The following is a 16,384-nucleotide window of genomic DNA, read 5'->3' as shown; positions in this document are numbered from 1 at the left end:
AGGAGTCTGGTTCATGCGTGACCTTTACCTTGCCCATCTGCGCGGCACACTCGAGCAGATCCGCGCCGACGGTTTCTACAAGAACGAGCGCGTGATCGCCAGCCCGCAGTCGGCTGACGTGCGTCTCGCGAACGGCGCGGACGTGCTGAACTTCTGCGCGAATAACTATCTGGGCCTTGCCAATGACGAACGTCTGATCGATGCGGCGAAGCAGGGACTGGATAACGACGGTTTCGGCATGGCGTCGGTGCGCTTTATTTGCGGCACGCAGACGGTGCACAAAGAGCTCGAAAAAGCGCTCGCTGCGTTTCTGCAAACCGACGATTGCATTCTCTACTCCAGTTGTTTCGACGCGAACGGCGGCCTGTTCGAAACGCTGCTCGACGAAAACGACGCGATCATCAGCGACGAACTGAATCACGCGAGCATCATCGACGGCGTGCGGCTGTCGAAAGCGAAGCGCTTTCGCTACAAGAACAACGACCTCGCCGACCTGGAAGCAAAACTGAAAGAAGCCGAGGCGGCCGGCGCACGCTTCAAACTGATCGCAACGGATGGCGTGTTCTCGATGGACGGCATCATCGCCAACCTTGCAGGCATCTGCGATCTCGCCGACCGCTACGGCGCGCTGGTGATGGTCGACGACTCGCACGCGGTCGGCTTTGTCGGCGAACATGGGCGCGGCACGCCGGAGCATTGCGGCGTGCTGTCGCGTGTCGACATCATTACCGGTACGCTGGGCAAAGCGCTGGGTGGCGCATCGGGCGGCTATGTCGCTGCGCGCCAGGAGGTCGTCGATCTGCTGCGCCAACGCTCGCGCCCCTATCTGTTCTCAAACACGCTGACACCCAGCATCGCCGCCGCTTCGCTGAAAGTACTCGAATTGCTGGCGAGCGACGAAGGCGCGCAACTGCGCTCGCGCGTGCGTGAAAACGGCGCGCATTTCCGCCGTGCAATGAGCGCGCTCGGCTTTACGCTGGTGCCCGGCGAACATCCCATCATCCCGGTCATGCTCGGCGACGCGCAACTGGCATCGAACATGGCCGACGCGCTCCTGAAAGAAGGCGTCTACGTGATCGGCTTTTCGTTCCCGGTGGTGCCCAAAGGCCGCGCGCGCATCCGCACGCAGATGAGTGCCGCGCACACGTCCGAACAGATCGACCGCGCGGTGGATGCATTCGCACGCGTGGGCCGTCAACTTGGCATTATCTGAACCGGAGGCGCACATGAAAGCACTGGCAAAACTCGAACGCGCACCGGGCCTCACGCTCACCGATGTGAAGAAGCCCGAAGTCGGCCATAACGACGTGATGATCCGCATCACGCGCACCGCGATTTGCGGCACCGATATTCACATCTGGAAATGGGACGATTGGGCGCAAAAGACGATTCCCGTGCCGATGCATGTCGGCCACGAGTACGTGGGCGAGATCGTCGAAATGGGGCAGGAAGTCCGCGGCTTTGCGATCGGCGATCGCGTGTCGGGCGAGGGGCACATCACGTGCGGTTTCTGTCGCAACTGTCGCGCGGGGCGCCGGCATCTGTGCCGCAATACGGTCGGAGTGGGCGTGAATCGCGAAGGGGCGTTCGCCGAGTATCTGGTGATTCCCGCCTTTAACGCATTCAAGATTCCGCCTGAAATTTCCGACGATCTCGCCGCGATCTTTGACCCGTTCGGCAATGCTACGCATACCGCGCTGTCGTTCAATCTGGTCGGCGAGGACGTGCTGATTACCGGCGCCGGGCCGATCGGCATCATGGCGGTGGCGATTGCGAAACACGTTGGCGCGCGCAACGTCGTAATTACCGATGTGAACGACTATCGTCTCGCACTCGCGCGCAAGATGGGCGCAACGCGTGCGGTCAACGTCTCACGTGAATCATTGCGCGATGTGATGGCCGATCTGCACATGACGGAAGGTTTTGACGTCGGCCTGGAAATGTCCGGCGTGCCGAGCGCTTTCACCAGCATGCTTGAAGCGATGAACCATGGCGGCAAGATCGCCCTGCTTGGCATTCCGCCGGCTCAAACTGCGATCGACTGGACCCAGGTGATCTTTAAAGGCCTTGAAATCAAGGGTATTTATGGCCGCGAGATGTTCGAGACCTGGTACAAGATGGTCGCGATGCTGCAAAGCGGCCTAGATCTGTCGCCGATCCTCACGCACCATTTCAAGGTCGACGATTATCAGCAGGCCTTTGCCACGATGTTATCGGGCGAAAGCGGCAAGGTGATTCTCGACTGGACCGCCGCGTAAGCAACGCAAACAGGTTGTGCAAACACGCTCAACCTTCGCATTCCAAACGAAACGCCCGCATCGTGCTCACGCGCCTGCGGGCGTTTTATCGAACTCGGCCTGAATGCGGACATGAATATCGTCGCCGACGGCCGGATACCACGTCGATAGGCCGAACTTCGAGCGGCTGAAATGGCCCTCCGCGGAAAAGCCAAGCGTATCTTTTTTCGTGAGCGGATCGGGACCGAAACCGTTGAAGGTCACGTCCAGCGTGACCGGTTGCGTGACGCCGTGAATCGTCAGATCGCCGGTCAAGGTGCCGCGCGATTCGCCGGTGCGCTCAAAGCGCGTGCTGACGAAACGCAACTCCGGATAACGCTCGACATCGAGCATGCTCGAGCTTTTCACCATTTTGTCGAGCAACGGCACGTTCGTATCAATGCTCGCGGCGTCGATCGTGATCGACACCGAACTCGTGTCCATCCCGCCCTCGCGCCAGTCGAGCTGTCCCTGCCTGCGGTCAAAGCGCATCGTGAAGCGCGAATACTTGAAGTGATCGATATCGAACGTGATGCTGCAATGGTCATGGTCGAGGTCATAGCGCCCGGGCGGCACGCGCGCTTCGTTCTGGGTGACCGTATGCGTAAGTACTTGCACAGGCGTGCAGGCAGCGGATATCAGCAGCAGCGCGCCAAGCAATGTGCGCGCCAACGTTGTGCGGACAGTAGAGGTACCCATGAAATTCGTCCCGGTTGACCGATCTTCGTCACGATAGCAGTTCGCGTGCCCCGCTCGCAAAAGCGCATCAAACTTGACGATGGAGAATGATCGTTCTACCATCCGTTCATGTCTACGCAAACTGAAACTGAATCCGTTGCGCCGATCAGCGCGCGCGACCGGCTGCTGGACGCCGCCGAGGCGTTGATCTATGCCGGCGGCATCCACGCGACTGGCGTCGACGCGATCGTTAAACAGTCCGGTACGGCGCGCAAAAGCTTTTACACGCATTTCGAATCGAAGGACGCACTGGTTGTCGCCGCACTCGAGCGGCGGGACGAGCGCTGGATGAAGTGGTTTATCGCGGGCACGTTGCGGCAGGGCAAGACCGCGGACAAGCGCCTGGTTGGCATGTTCGACGTGTTGCGTGAATGGTTCGCGTCAGACGATTTTCACGGTTGTGCGTTTCTGAACGCGGCGGGTGAGATTGCCTCTGCGGAAGACCCGATCCGGATTGTCGCGCGTGAGCACAAGGAACGCCTGCTCGCCTTCGTGCGGATGCAATGTGACGAATTCGCCGCGGAGTCCGGCATGGAGGTTCGCGGCGTCGCGCGCCTGGCGCGTCAATGGCTGATTCTGCTGGACGGCGCAATCGCGGTGGCGCTGGTGAGCGGCGAGGCCGATGCCGCACTCGACGCGCGCGCCGCTGCCGAAGCTTTGCTCGGCACCGAGTTCGGCGGCGAATCAGACGAAGCAGGCGAATCGAACCAACCAGCAAGCAAACCCCGAAGCATGCGACCGTCATCCCGGCGCGCCGCACCCTGACAGAGGAGCCATCATGGCCGACCCGATCGAAACCCGCCCTCCGCTTCCGCCGTTCACACGTGAAACTGCCATCCAGAAAGTGCGTGGCGCGGAAGACGGCTGGAATACGCGCGACCCAGAACGCGTGTCGCTCGCTTATACGCTGGACAGCGTATGGCGCAACCGCGCTGAATTCGTGCGTGGCCGCGCGGAGGTGGTTGGACTGTTGCGCCGCAAATGGACGCGGGAACTCGATTACCGATTGATCAAGGAGCTTTGGGCATTCACGGACAATCGCATCGCTGTGCGCTTTGCGTATGAATGGCATGACGATTCGAACAACTGGTTCCGCTCTTACGGCAACGAAAACTGGGAATTCAACGAGCACGGCTTGATGGCCTACCGTCACGCCAGCATCAATGACCTGCCGATTCGCGAAGCCGATCGTCTGTATCACTGGCCACTTGGCCGCCGCCCCGACGATCATCCGGGACTCTCCGACCTCGGGCTCTAAGGTTCAGGGTGAACGCCGCGCCGCGCGTTCACCGCTCTGCCATCGGTTCTCCGTTATTGTCGTGTTTTGCGCCGCCGGGCACGTGCTGTACCCGGGCTTCCGAGCGTGTCCTCCACATCGTGTGTGCGGGTTGAGGTACAGTGCGCGACGGACGGCCAGCAGGCCTACCCAGAACATTGATGACACCGCCGCTCGACCGGTGACGGAGAACCCATGCATTTTCGGCAGATAAAAAAGACTATTCGGCACAGCGCGCTGGCGCTCGTCGCGAGCCTCGCCGCGGCGGCGTCGGCGCATGCTGCCGATTGGTGTCAGGGCGGTATATGGGTCGATGCCATGCTCGGTTCGTATCACATCGACCCCGAACCAGACACGCATTTCGAACAGTTCAATCCGGGGCTCGGCGTCGAATGCTGGCTCAACAACCAATGGGCACTAACCGCCGGCGGCTTTCGCAACTCGTTGCGGCGCCCTTCGTACTATGGCGGCGGGGTCTGGGCGCCGGAGTTCGCGCACTGGGGCATCGTGCGGATCGCGGCGATTGGCGGAATTATCTCGGGCTACAACTACGGCAACTGGGGTTTGGGCCGCAATCATACGATCGGGCCGGTGGTCGCGCCGATCGTGATGGTCGAATATAAGCGTGTGGGCGCGAACATCATTGTGATCCCGCCGATTCCTTCGGACAATCTGCCTTTCACGATCGGGTTTCAGGTGAAGGTTAAGTTCTAGAAGCTTCGCGGATAGGTGAGCGCTTCCAGGATGGTGAGGACTTCCAGGAGACAATCGCGGTGTCGAGCAGTCGGACGGCAACTTCCTCGATCGGTTCCCTCATACTCTCGACCCCATTCAGCATCTGTTTTATCGAACGTATCGGTCGTTTCAGATAGCGAGTTGGCTTATCGCGACACAGCCACCCAGGTTAACTACCCTGATAGATATCGCACGACAGGCCCACCACGCATGGTTGGCCGTCTCGGGTTTTGCCGTAACCATTGCGTCCGCCCGGTTGAGCTCCATAGTCCCATGCACTGTCGCCGTCCATTGGCATCGCCCGCTGCGATGAATTTATTGGCTGCTGACTGGATGAGTGGCTAGCGACGTCTGACGGTTGCATTTCCTGAGCGTCGGCAGCGCCGGCCGCGGTGAGCAGGAACAGCACGACGGTTACAGCCGAGGGTTGCACTTTCATTTCTTCACCTTTTCGTCATCAACGGGTTGCGTTAGCGACGCCGAACTCCCGAATGCTCGTTATGACGCCCATTCCGCTTGCTCTTGAAGACGTCGCGCCTCTCGCGTGTCGAGGCACCTCCCCTATCAGGAGGCGCCACCTGAAAGAGTGACAGCGAACTCGGTAAGCCGGACCAGTGATTTCGTCCACTTCGCGATACGGGCATCGGGCGCTTTCCAGTTATGGCTCGCGCGCCGTCAGGTCTTTGTTAGCTCCCTCCGAAAAAAACGTTGCATTGAGGATCCATCCGGCACGGTCTGGCATGTTTCGCACCGCCTTGTACCCTTGTGTCGGGCGTGCCGCCGTATGCTTCCATCCCTGCACTCGGGTCAGAGGCTTGTGTTGCGGCGTTTTCTTGCGGGGCGGGTTGAGAGGCTTGCGGTGTATCTTGCGAATGCGCAACACCAGCCATGACAAACAGCACGACAGCGGATGCGACTATCAGTGGTGATTTCATGTTGGTTCCTTTATCTACGTTGAGTTTTCCATTCATGCGATTCGTTATTCGCGTTTCGCACGAGCCAAGGCCGGTTCAGCTCATCACGACGACCAACCGCTCTGGGTACATTCGACGAATGCCCCTCAGCGTTGCTGTCCTATTCATTCTTGGTCAGGCGAAGCGCCGTTGCAACGCACATGCGTAGGCGGTGGGCAGCAATCGTCGGCGAAAGATGTATGCACTGTCACCGTCTGGTTCCGGTGACATGCCGGATACTCGCCTCCCGCCGGCGCTCCTTCCTGAACTGTCCAGGCGCGGGGCGAGCGTACGTCACGTCGCTGATACATTTGTGGCTGATGGTAGGGATGGCGACCTGTTGTTCTGTTTTTATCGCGCTGTGGAAAGCCCGCTGGCTGAAGTCAGTCGGCTGCTTGTTCCCCAGCAGCCGGCAGGCTTCGGTCGAGCGCCGGATCCGTGACCGGCGGGACGCCGAGCCTGATCCCTCTATTCGCCAGCATGACGATGAGTTCCGTACGGCGCCGCAGATTGAAATGCGCGAGCAGATGACTGACGTATTTCCGTACCGTAATGTCCTCGAGCCCCATTCTCAGGGCAATAGCCTTGGACGGAAGTCCGCGCACCAGCCACGCCAACGTTTCGAACTCTCTCGGTGTGAGTCCCAGCTCGGATGCATTGCTCGTTTCCGATTCAACGCGCGGCTGTCTATCCTCAGGTCCATGTGCCGGAGCCTTGTCAGTGTCCATATCACGACTGAGGCTGGCGATGCTGGAGGCGGGCAGGAACACGCCCCCGGCGAGCACCGCGCTTATCGCCGCACGAAGCGCTTCAGGCGGCGACGATTTGGGCACGTATCCCATGGCGCGAAGCTGGATGCATCGACTGATGGTTTCCACTCGCTCATCGGCCGATATCACGATCACCGGTAACGACGGTCGCGACTCCTTCAATTCGGCAAGGGCGTCGCAACCGTGGCCATCGGGCAGGTCGAGATCGAGAAAAACGATGTTCAGGAGCTCGCAAAGCGCATGATTCAACCCCTGCAACAATGTGCTCGCGTGCAGCAACTCGATGTTCGGAAAGAGCTCCGTCAGCAGAAGCGCCAATCCGGCTCTGAACAGTTCATGGTCGTCGACGATCAGTACGCGCATTCCATCGTCTCCCAGAACCGCTTTCGAGGCGCGCTGCAATTACGCATCGGACGATGGCTAAATCGGTAGTGATCGTCCGGTGTCTTCAGGTCAGATAGTACACAGTGGCGGCTGAGCTATCTGGTATCGCGTGAAAAGTGGCGGTTTTCGCCCATCATTAGACGAATCAGGCGTACCAGAAGGACCACCGCGCTCGGGACGCTTTCAGTCACTGACCGTTCGCGAGATCGAGATTCATCTTCCGCTGAGCGGTCACGTACCGGCTGATCTCCGCCAGCAGGTCCTTCGGGGCGGAGGACTTGCGCAATAGCACGAACGGCTCGGGGAAGTCGCGAAGGACGTGATCGGACAGCAGCTCGCCGGTGATAAATGCGACGGGAATAACGCCCGCCCACGCGAAATGACACCTGATCTGATTCGCAACCTCCTTGCCGGTGGCTCCTTCGCGCAGACGGATGTCGGCGACGATGAGATCGGGAATGCGGCCGTCATCGGCAAGGATGGCTTCGAATCCAGCCATCGACTCGGCGGCGTACACGAGCGCGCCCGCGCTTGAGAAAAGACGCCTCAGGCCTTCGAGGACGGTAGGTTCATCGTCGCACAGGAGCATGAACGTGCCAGTGAGATCGGGCATGTAGACGTCGCCATCCTGAGCATTTGCCCCCACGGCCGGGGTTGATGCCGAAACCGTCGCGTAAAGGGAAAAGCGCGATCCGCGGCCTTCCACGGAGGCGAAACTCATGCCGTGTCCCGGCAGAATATGGATCGCACGATGCACAATCGACAGCCCCAGTCCCAGCCCTTTCGAACGGTCGCGCCCCGGATTGTTGATCTGATAGTACTCGGAGAAGATCGCGTCCCGATGGGCGGGCGCAATGCCGATGCCGGTATCCCATACGTCGACGCGCAGCCGTTCATTCAGTTGCACCCAGCCAAGCACAACGCCACCCGATGACGTGTTCTTGATCGCGTTCGATACGAGATTCGATACGGACCGCTTGAAGAGAGATCGATCGGTCTCGATGGACGGCGGGTACCCTCGACGCCCCGCGATTCTTAGATCGATGCCGCGCAATCGGGCTGTCTCCCGGTATTGCTCGAAGACCTCGGTCAATAGAGCGTGGGTATCGACCGGTACGACATGGGGAACGTATGAGCCCAGCTCGCTGTAGTCCTGAATGTCCTTGAACATGTCGAGGATGTCGGACGCGGTCTCCTCGATGACATCGAGCTCGCGATCCACGGCGTATCCGTCCCTGATCCTCGTCCGGGCGCTTCGGATGAAAAGGTTGATTGCGGCGAGAGGTTGCTGGATGTCGTGATACGCCGATGAAAAGAATCGCTCTTTCTCCCTGACGAGCTCCTGCATGCGTCTGTTCTGCTCGTTGACCGCGCGCGACGCCGCTTCGACGCGTGCTTTGGCCGCGCGCAAGGTGCGCCGGTATATGAATTCGCGCCTCGCGGCACGTTCCAGGGGAATGCTGAGCAGCACGCCGACGACAGACATCAACGGCAGCATCGTGGCGTGCGCAGCCACCGACTCCACGCGCAGTTCGACACTCCCGCTGACGGGTTTGAAATAAAGCATGATCAGATAGCTGACGATGCATATCCCGATTAGCGAGGCCGCCGTGATCACCCGAAGCCGAAAGGCCATGAATATCACGAAAAGGGAAAACATCAGCACCGGATAAACTTCCCGCCAGCCAAGGTCGCCCGGATAGAACTGCAGCATTCTCAGGGTGGTGAACCAGCAACTGATCGTCCAGACACTGAGCAGCCCGACGGCCCAACGTTCATCGAGTGCGCGCGGGGTCCAGAACAGCACGGGAAGCGTCATTCCGATTGCTCCGGCGACTCTCAGGAGAATGAGCTCGTTGTGGTGCAGATGGGCGGGATCGAGTACGTTTAACCGGGAGAAGTCGCGGATCGAAAACACGACCCACAACGCGGTGAAGATTGTGATGGCGAGCCTGCGCTGTCCGAAGAAGCGCCGCGCGTAGTCCATCCGGAACGCGCGCTCCTGAGCCGCCGAGCTGAACCTGCGCACCCTGAGGCCTGACGATCTCATGACGACGCTCGATCAGGAAATTCGCCGTCCGCGGATAGGGCAGCGTGCAATTAAAACAGAATAGCAGGGCGCCATCCGAAGTTATACATACAAATGTAGCGTTCTGGATATGACAGTCAGGTGGTCGCGACGGCTTTCAAAAATTCGTCGATCGTCAGGACCTCGTGACCATAGGTCGGATAGTCGATGTAACGGACATGTGTGCCTCCCCAGAAAGTCGAGCGATCGTATTGGGTCAGGGGGAGCTTATGTTGCAGCCGGCGTGGCAGGTCGGGATTCGATGTGAAGTACCGGCCAAATGCGACCAGGTCGGCATCTCCCTTGTGCAGGATTTCTTCCGCGCTGTCGCCGTTGAAGCCGCCGGCGGCAATGATCGGGCCGTCGAAAGCCTTGCGCAGGAGCGCGGACGCCACGGGCATCTGATGCTCGTCCAGCGTTTCAACGCCTTTGACGCGTGGCTCGATAACGTGCAGATAGGCGAGGCCAAACCGGTTCAATTGCTCGGCTGCATAGGTAAAGGTCGCTTCGGGATTCGAGTCGGATATTGAACCCCACTGTCCGCTTGGCGATAAGCGCACGCCCACACGGTTTGCCCCCCACACTGATACAAGGGCGCTGACCACTTCGATCAGGAAGCGTGTGCGTTTTTCGATGGTGCCGCCGTAGGCATCCGTCCGCTTGTTGGTGCCGTCCTGCAGGAATGTGTCAGCCAGATAGCCATTGGCCGAGTGCAGTTCAACCCCATCGAGGCCGGCGGCCAGCGCGCGTTCCGCGCTCCTGCGGTAGTACCCGATTACGGTCTGGATTTCGGCGATATCGATCGCGCGGTGCATCGAGACCGGCACCCAGCCCTTGTGCGTCAACGCCTCACCTTCGAACGGCACCTCTGATGGTGCGATCGGTGCCGCTCCGCCTGTCAGGTCGACGTGCGACTGGCGTCCATCGTGCCCCAACTGCATGAAGATGCGCCCGCCCTTCGCGTGAACGGCGTCCGCGATCTTCCTCCAGCCCGGGATATGGGAGTCTTCGTAGATCCCAGGCGCACCGAGGTAGCCACGGCTGTCGTAAGACACGTGTGTCGATTCCGTGATGATCAGGCCGCCGGCGGAAGCGCGTTGCGTGTAGTACTCGAGCATCATGTCGCTCGGACTGTCGTCGCGGTTGGCACGAAGGCGCGTAGTCGGCGCGTGCACCACGCGGTGATTCAATGTGTAAGGGCCGAGTTGAAGCGGCGAGAAGAGTTGGGTCATCGTGAAACCTTGGTGAGTGTCGAATGGGTTTGGCGCAGCGGTGACTAGCGCTGATGCCGTTGGGAGGTGGCGCGATCCAGCTCGCAGAATTCACGGTCGGACAAGATGATTGCGCTAGCCGCCACGTTCTCTTCCAGGTGCGTGACCCTGGAGGTCCCCGGTATCGGCAGGATCACCGGGCTGCGCTGCAATAGCCACGCGAGGGCGATCTGCCCGACGCTCGCCTGATGGTTGCGCGCGATGGTGTCGAGAAGCGAACCGGGACGGGTCAGCTCCCCGGCAGCCAATGGAAACCACGGGATGAAGCCAATCCCGTGGACGGTGCAGTAGTCGAGTACGTCTTCGCTGCCGCGGTCACCCAGGTTGAAGCGGTTTTGCACTGTTGCCACCTTGAAATATTTCAATGCAGCCTTGATGTCGCACACCGACACCTCACTCAGGCCGGCGTGGCGCACCACGCCGCTATCGATCAGGTGCCGCACGGCGCCGAACTGCTCATCCCGCGGCACCGAGGGGTCGATGCGATGCAACTGCCACAGACCGATCTGTTCGATGCCAAGCCGCTCCAGGCTGCCGTGGGCCTGCTGAATCAGGTACTCCGGCCGGCCCCGCGGTATCCACTGGTTGGGACCTGTGCGTGCCAGTCCCGCCTTGGTCGCTACCAGCACGTCGGCGCCATAGGGATGCAGCGCTTCGCGGATCAATTCTTCTGAAACGTTCGGCCCATACGAGTCTGCCGTGTCGATGAAAGTCACATCGAGTTCGGGTAGGCGACGCAGGACGCGAATGGCTTCCGCCCGGTCGGTGGGCGCGCCCCAGATGCCCGGGCCAGTGATTCGCATCGCGCCAAATCCGAGCCGCCGGATTTCCGTGTCTCCGCCAATTTTGAAAGTACGGTGTGCGATGTTCATGTTCACCCTTCCTGCTTATGTGAGGCCGGCCAAGGTTGCTGGGCACTCCCCGCCGGGCCGGAGGGAGTGCAGGTGAGACCTTATGCGGCAGTGACTGCGCCTTTTTGCACCCGTACCAGATGCTTGCCGATGCTTGCGCTCAGGATCAGCGCCGCGACTTCGCACGCAGCGGCGGTCCAGCCAAGGTTGGTCACCGAGCTGGCACTCAAGGTCAGGGAACCGAGCGCGGCACCTAAAGAAAAGCCGAGATACATGAACGAAGCGTTCAGCGACAGGGCAATGGGCGTTCCGCGCAGGCCAGCGAGGTCGATGAGTCCTGCTTGCTGCGCAGGGTAGAAAGACCAGTGAGCAATGCCCCACGCCACCACGCCGATCAGGACGGGGACCAGTGCCACGGTTTTCGGCAGCCAGTGCGCGCTTGCCGACAGCAGCGAGAACGCGAGGATCGACACGCTCAGGCAGGGGATGATCACGCGCCGGGGCCCGAGGCGATCTACTGCCTTGCCGCCGATGAACACGCCGACGGCTGCCGCAACACCCCAGGTGAACAGCACGTAGCCAATTTGCGCGCCGTGCAACAGCGTGGTCCTGGCAACGAACAGCGCGAGGTACGTGTAGATCGTATAGGCGCCTGTCGCCCACAGCGTGGTGACGAGCAAGGTCATCAGGATGACCGGTTGTCGAGCGACCTGAATGCGCTCGCGCAGCGTGGCAACCGGCAAGCCTGCGCCGATGTTGCGCGGCAGACCGAGCAGCAGGCCGACCGTAGCCGCAGCGGACAGCGCGGCGACGCCCGCAAAGGTCATGCGCCAGCCGAGCCGGTCACCCACCAACGCACCCAACGGCACGCCGAAGGCAACCGCAATCGTGATGCCGCCGTTGACGATGGCGAGCGCCGTGCCGCGCCGTGCCGCGCCGTTCCGGACCGGCGATCGCACCGGCCAGCGCATTGGCCCCAGGAACATACAGACCGGCGGCCGCGGCGAGCAGGATGCGGGCCGCCATCAACTCCCAATAATTCTGGGCGCCCCACGCGATGAGGTTCGCTACCGTGAACGCGCAGAGCGACAGGATCATCAGCGTGCGCCGGTGGAACGCACCGGTTAGCGCCGTCAGGACCGGCGAACTGAGTGCGTAGGCCAACGCAAACACCGTGACCAGCTGGCCCGTCGCGACAATGCTGGTATGCAGGTCCGTGGCAATGTCGGGCAACAGGCCGGCAATCATGAAGCTCTCGGTGCCGACTGCGAATGTCCCTAGCGCCAGCCAGTAAAGCGGCGCGAGGGAACCGGGCTGGTTTGTGGAGTTCATCGTGTGCTCCGCTTACGCAGCGACCGTTTCGGTGCTATGGAACGGATAGTCGGTATAGCCGACGTCGGTGCCGCCGAAGAACGTGGGGCGGTCGTAGGGATTCAGCGGCAGCTGCAAGCGCAGGCGTTCGGGCAGATCGGGGTTGGCGATGAAGTCGCGCCCGAATGCAACGAGGTCGGCGTCGCCTGCCTGCAGGATGGCTTCGGCTGTGTGGCCCTTGAAGCCGCCAGCGGCAATCAGCGTGCCCTTGTAGTGCTTGCGGATCAGTTGCGCTGCGACCGGGTTCGGGTCCTTGCTGTCGTCGTCGACGTTACCCAAAACGCGCGGCTCGATCAGATGCAGGTAGGCCAGATTCAGTTTGGCCAGCTCCTGCGCGACGTAGCTGAAGAGACCTTCCGGATTGCTGTCCGACATGTCGCCCCAGGTGCCGCTAGGGCCAAGACGCACGGCGACGCGGTCGCTGCCCCACACCGAGATGACGGCCTGCGTGGCTTCCATCAGGAAACGGGCGCGGTTTTCGAACGAGCCGCCGTAGATATCGGTGCGCTTGTTGCTGCCGTCCTGCAGGAACTGATCGAACAGGTAGCCATTGGCGGCGTGCAGTTCCACGCCGTCGAAGCCGGCTTCCTTGCCGCGAAGGGCGGCCGTGCGGAAACTTTCCACCAGACCGGTGATCTCGTCGATGGTCAGCGCGCGGCTCGGCGTGTTCGGAATCCAGCCGGCTTCGGTGTAGGCGACGCCGCCATGCGGCACTGCCGACGGTGCGACCGGCTCGGCGTCGCCCGGCTGCAACTGGCTGTTGGACTGGCGCCCGGCATGATAAAGCTGCAGGAAGATGCGGCCGCCCTTCGCGTGCACGGCGTCCGTCACCTGCTTCCAGCCGGCGATCTGGCCGTCGTCGTAGAGGCCGGGTGCACCGAGGTAACCGTTGCCGTTCGGCGCGGCGATGGTGGCTTCGCCGATCAGGAAACCGCCTTCCGACGTGCGCTGGGCATAGTACTCGGCCATCAACGGACCGGGCCTGGCGCCTTCTTCGGCGCGCATACGGGTGAGCGGCGCCAGCACTACGCGATGGCTAAATTCGTAAGGACCGACTTTGACTACGGAATGAAGTTTGGACATGATTTTCCCGAGATTGAGTGGCCGGTGATCTCTGATCAACAGCGGGCTTTCGACCTTGAGAAGCAGTGTATGGACGTACCGACATAAGAAAAATGGGCTAAGGTTCCGAATATCCAGGACAAAAAAGTCCGCAATGTCGGCACGGGCAACTCGGGATCGCCAATCTAAGCACGTGGAGGTCGTACATGGAGAACCGGAACGCCGCGTCCCAACAGGCGCAGGGAAAGATCACGGTGGGCGCGATTGGGGGCGGTTGGTGGCCGCAATACGCGCATCTGCCATCGCTGAAGCTGTTGCACGCGTACGATCCGGCCGCCGTATCCAGCCGCAACAGTGGCATGCGGGTCGATCCACGCCTCGGGGCCCGGTAATGGACAGCCTCAGCGGCATTGCGGTGTTTGTGCAGGTGGCGGAAACGCGCAGCTTTACCGAAGCGGGACGCCTGCTCGGCGTATCTTCTTCAGCTGTCGGAAAAAGCATTGCGCGCACCGAGGAGCGGCTGGGCGTGCGGCTCTTTCACCGCAGCACGCGCAGCATCACGTTGACGGCCGAAGGCGCGTTGTTCCTCGAGCGGTGCCGGCGCATTCTCGGCGAAGTCGAAGCGGCGGAAGCCGAATTGTCCGATGCCGCTGGAACGCCGCGCGGCAGGCTGCGGATCAGCACGCCGCAACTATCGGGGCTGATCATGCCGGCGCTCGACGGCTTCATGTTGCAGTACCCGGACATCGAACTCGACGTCGATTTCTCCGATCGCATGGTGGACATCATCGAAGAAGGCTTCGATGCGGTCATACGCACCGGCGAGCAGCACGATTCGAGGCTGGTGTCGCGGCGCCTCGGATCATGCGGACAGGTGCTGGTCGCTTCGCCCGGTTATCTCGAGCAGCATGGCGTACCCGCGCATCCTTCCGAACTCGTTCGATACGCCTGTCTGCTGCATAAATTTCCCGTCAGCGGCAAGCTGGAGCGATGGCCGTTTCAGCTCGGCGCGTCGGAAGCGGAGCCGGAGTTGCCGCAATCGTTCGTTGCCAACACCATTGAAGTGCTGGGCTTTCTGGCGCTTCAGAACAGGGGCATTGCCTTCCTGCCGACCTTCCTCGTGCGCGACGCACTGGCGAGCGGCGCGTTACAGATCGTACTCGACGATTTCATCGATCAGACCGTCACCTTCTGGATCCTGTGGCCGACAAGCCGGTACGCGTCGCCGAAACTGCGTGTTTTCATCGACTACGTCAGCCAGCATTTGCAAATCTAGCGCGGGCAGGTTGCCGCTCTGCGCACATAGGACTGAAGTGTCCGAAATGATCGGAATCTCAGCCTGTTTATCTCCAGTCTCCTGAACTCTAGTATTGCCCTGTCGCTGCGCAGATACGCTGCACAGCGTCAAACTGAAGAGTTCTTGTGAACAGTATCGTCAGGCACCCTAAAGGCTCCGGCAAAATCAGAGTGGGCATCGTCGGGCTGGGCCATTGGTCGGAATATGGGCACCTGCCTTCGCTAAAACTGCTGCCGGAATATGAGTTGACGGCGGTGTATAGCCGCAGCGCTGAAAAGGCGGCATCGCTGGTCGCGCGTCATGGATTCAAATACGCGGCCAACTCGCTGCAGGAACTGGTATCGCATCCGGAAGTGGATCTCGTGCTCGTATTGACGCCTGCGTTCCAGCACGAGGAGGGCATCCGCGCGGCCATCCAGGCAGGTAAGGACGTCTACTGCGAATGGCCCCTGACGCCCAGCACAGCATTGTCCCGGGAGTTGCTTGACCTGGCCGGCAAGGCGGGCGTGCGCACCATCGTCGGTCTGCAACGGCGCCTCAATCCGGGCTACCGTTATGTGCGTGATCTGCTGGAGCAAGGCGAGATTGGCGAAATACGCTCGGTGCGTCTGCACGTGAGTGTGGAGTACTTCCAGCGGGAACGACCTGCTTCGCTTTACTACACGATTCCCGAAGAGAACTTCTCCAGCCTGCTTTCGATCTACGGTGGCCATTTCCTCGACGCCTTGTTTACGACGATGGTTGGCTATCCGCAGAGCTTGTCGGCACTGACGGTCAATCAGTTCAAGGAAGTCACGCTGGTAGAAACCGGTGAAACGCTGCCGCACACCAACGCCGACCAGGTCGTGCTGGCAGGGACTTTCGCCAACGGTGCTGTGCTGACGGTTCATCTTGAAGCGGGAAAGCGCAATAACTTCGGCGTGCAGTTGGACATCACAGGCAGCAAGGGCGACCTGAAAATCTCGAACTCCACCAGTTTCGGCGACGCGTTCAACCGCATCGAAATCGCTCGGGGTGACGGCCAGCCGCTGACCGCACTGGCCATTCCGGCGGAATATGAATGGCTGCCGCCAAATGAACTCGGGGCGAGCGTTCTCGAACTGGCGAACCTGTACTCCGCCCATGCGCGTGATGTCGAGACGGGTTCGACGCTCGCGCCCACTTTCGCCGACGCGGTTCGCATGCATGAGCTGATGGATCAGATCGCCGAATCGGATCGCACGGGGCAGCGTGTTTCGCTCTCGCTTGGTACGCCTGATTCACGCGGGTAATCACGGCACTATGTCTAGTCCACGCCCTTCTGGTTCGGCGTTTCGTGAGTACGAAAATAAA

The 16,384-nt window shown here is 60.8% G+C and carries 17 protein-coding genes; 8 read left to right on the top strand and 9 right to left on the bottom strand.

The window, feature by feature from the left end; genetic code table 11:
* Positions 1-13: 13 nt before the first annotated feature.
* Positions 14-1,213: a glycine C-acetyltransferase gene (kbl, locus tag PQR27_RS32715; protein ID WP_408527690.1), complete on the top strand. Its 1,200-nt coding sequence runs from the start codon at positions 14-16 to the stop codon at positions 1,211-1,213.
* A 13-nt stretch (positions 1,214-1,226) separates the two neighbouring features.
* A complete protein-coding gene (tdh, locus tag PQR27_RS32710; protein WP_408527689.1) occupies positions 1,227-2,258 on the top strand; it encodes an L-threonine 3-dehydrogenase, zinc-binding type in 1,032 nt (343 codons plus the stop codon).
* A gap of 66 nt (positions 2,259-2,324) precedes the next feature.
* Here tdh and PQR27_RS32705 read toward each other — a convergent pair whose 3' ends face one another.
* Complete coding sequence (locus PQR27_RS32705; protein ID WP_408527688.1) at positions 2,325-2,975, bottom strand: YceI family protein; 651 nt, start codon at positions 2,973-2,975, stop codon at positions 2,325-2,327.
* 108 nt (positions 2,976-3,083) lie between these two features.
* Here PQR27_RS32705 and PQR27_RS32700 point away from each other — a divergent pair, with 108 nt between their 5' ends.
* From PQR27_RS32700 to PQR27_RS32690, 3 genes are all read left to right on the top strand, one after another.
* A complete protein-coding gene (locus PQR27_RS32700; protein ID WP_408527687.1) occupies positions 3,084-3,779 on the top strand; it encodes a TetR/AcrR family transcriptional regulator in 696 nt (231 codons plus the stop codon).
* Positions 3,780-3,792: 13 nt separating this feature from the next.
* Positions 3,793-4,272 (top strand): nuclear transport factor 2 family protein, encoded by a 480-nt coding sequence (locus PQR27_RS32695; protein ID WP_408527686.1) that lies wholly within the window; start codon positions 3,793-3,795, stop codon positions 4,270-4,272.
* Positions 4,273-4,485: 213 nt separating this feature from the next.
* Entirely contained in the window at positions 4,486-5,004 is a 519-nt protein-coding gene (locus PQR27_RS32690) for a hypothetical protein (RefSeq protein ID WP_408527685.1), read from the top strand.
* Between the two features lie 190 nt (positions 5,005-5,194).
* On the opposite strand, the gene PQR27_RS32685 is transcribed toward PQR27_RS32690, so the two are convergent.
* The 8 genes from PQR27_RS32685 to PQR27_RS32650 form a co-directional block, all read right to left on the bottom strand.
* Positions 5,195-5,464: a hypothetical protein gene (locus PQR27_RS32685; protein WP_408527684.1), complete on the bottom strand. Its 270-nt coding sequence runs from the start codon at positions 5,462-5,464 to the stop codon at positions 5,195-5,197.
* Positions 5,465-6,361: 897 nt separating this feature from the next.
* The gene (locus PQR27_RS32680) at positions 6,362-7,111 is read right to left on the bottom strand and encodes a response regulator (protein WP_408527683.1); all 750 of its coding nucleotides are present in this window, start codon (positions 7,109-7,111) and stop codon (positions 6,362-6,364) included.
* 208 nt (positions 7,112-7,319) lie between these two features.
* Positions 7,320-9,182 carry a hybrid sensor histidine kinase/response regulator gene (locus PQR27_RS32675; protein WP_408527682.1) on the bottom strand — a complete coding sequence of 621 codons (1,863 nt, stop codon included), beginning with the start codon at positions 9,180-9,182 and terminating at the stop codon, positions 7,320-7,322.
* Positions 9,183-9,298: 116 nt separating this feature from the next.
* Positions 9,299-10,432 carry an alkene reductase gene (locus tag PQR27_RS32670; RefSeq protein ID WP_408527681.1) on the bottom strand — a complete coding sequence of 378 codons (1,134 nt, stop codon included), beginning with the start codon at positions 10,430-10,432 and terminating at the stop codon, positions 9,299-9,301.
* Between the two features lie 44 nt (positions 10,433-10,476).
* A complete protein-coding gene (locus PQR27_RS32665) occupies positions 10,477-11,343 on the bottom strand; it encodes an aldo/keto reductase (protein ID WP_408527680.1) in 867 nt (288 codons plus the stop codon).
* A gap of 80 nt (positions 11,344-11,423) precedes the next feature.
* The gene (locus PQR27_RS32660; protein WP_408527679.1) at positions 11,424-12,281 is read right to left on the bottom strand and encodes an MFS transporter; all 858 of its coding nucleotides are present in this window, start codon (positions 12,279-12,281) and stop codon (positions 11,424-11,426) included.
* Positions 12,166-12,654 (bottom strand): MFS transporter, encoded by a 489-nt coding sequence (locus PQR27_RS32655; protein WP_408527678.1) that lies wholly within the window; start codon positions 12,652-12,654, stop codon positions 12,166-12,168. Before PQR27_RS32655 ends, PQR27_RS32660 begins: the two co-directional genes overlap by 116 nt.
* Positions 12,655-12,666: 12 nt before the next feature.
* Complete coding sequence (locus tag PQR27_RS32650; RefSeq protein WP_408527677.1) at positions 12,667-13,776, bottom strand: alkene reductase; 1,110 nt, start codon at positions 13,774-13,776, stop codon at positions 12,667-12,669.
* 185 nt (positions 13,777-13,961) lie between these two features.
* Here PQR27_RS32650 and PQR27_RS32645 point away from each other — a divergent pair, with 185 nt between their 5' ends.
* The 3 genes from PQR27_RS32645 to PQR27_RS32635 all read left to right on the top strand — a co-directional run bounded on the left by PQR27_RS32645 (position 13,962) and on the right by PQR27_RS32635 (position 16,323).
* Positions 13,962-14,147 (top strand): hypothetical protein, encoded by a 186-nt coding sequence (locus PQR27_RS32645; RefSeq protein ID WP_408527676.1) that lies wholly within the window; start codon positions 13,962-13,964, stop codon positions 14,145-14,147.
* Positions 14,147-15,031, top strand: a complete 885-nt coding sequence (locus PQR27_RS32640) for a LysR family transcriptional regulator (protein WP_408527675.1) — start codon at positions 14,147-14,149, stop codon at positions 15,029-15,031. Before PQR27_RS32645 ends, PQR27_RS32640 begins: the two co-directional genes overlap by 1 nt.
* Before the next feature lie 146 nt (positions 15,032-15,177).
* Positions 15,178-16,323, top strand: a complete 1,146-nt coding sequence (locus PQR27_RS32635) for a Gfo/Idh/MocA family protein (protein ID WP_408527674.1) — start codon at positions 15,178-15,180, stop codon at positions 16,321-16,323.
* Positions 16,324-16,384 lie beyond the last annotated feature (61 nt).

The organism is Paraburkholderia fungorum (assembly GCF_046027215.1).
Classification (GTDB): Bacteria; Pseudomonadota; Gammaproteobacteria; order Burkholderiales; family Burkholderiaceae; genus Paraburkholderia; species Paraburkholderia fungorum_D.
This window is presented reverse-complemented; position numbering and strand designations above follow the sequence as displayed.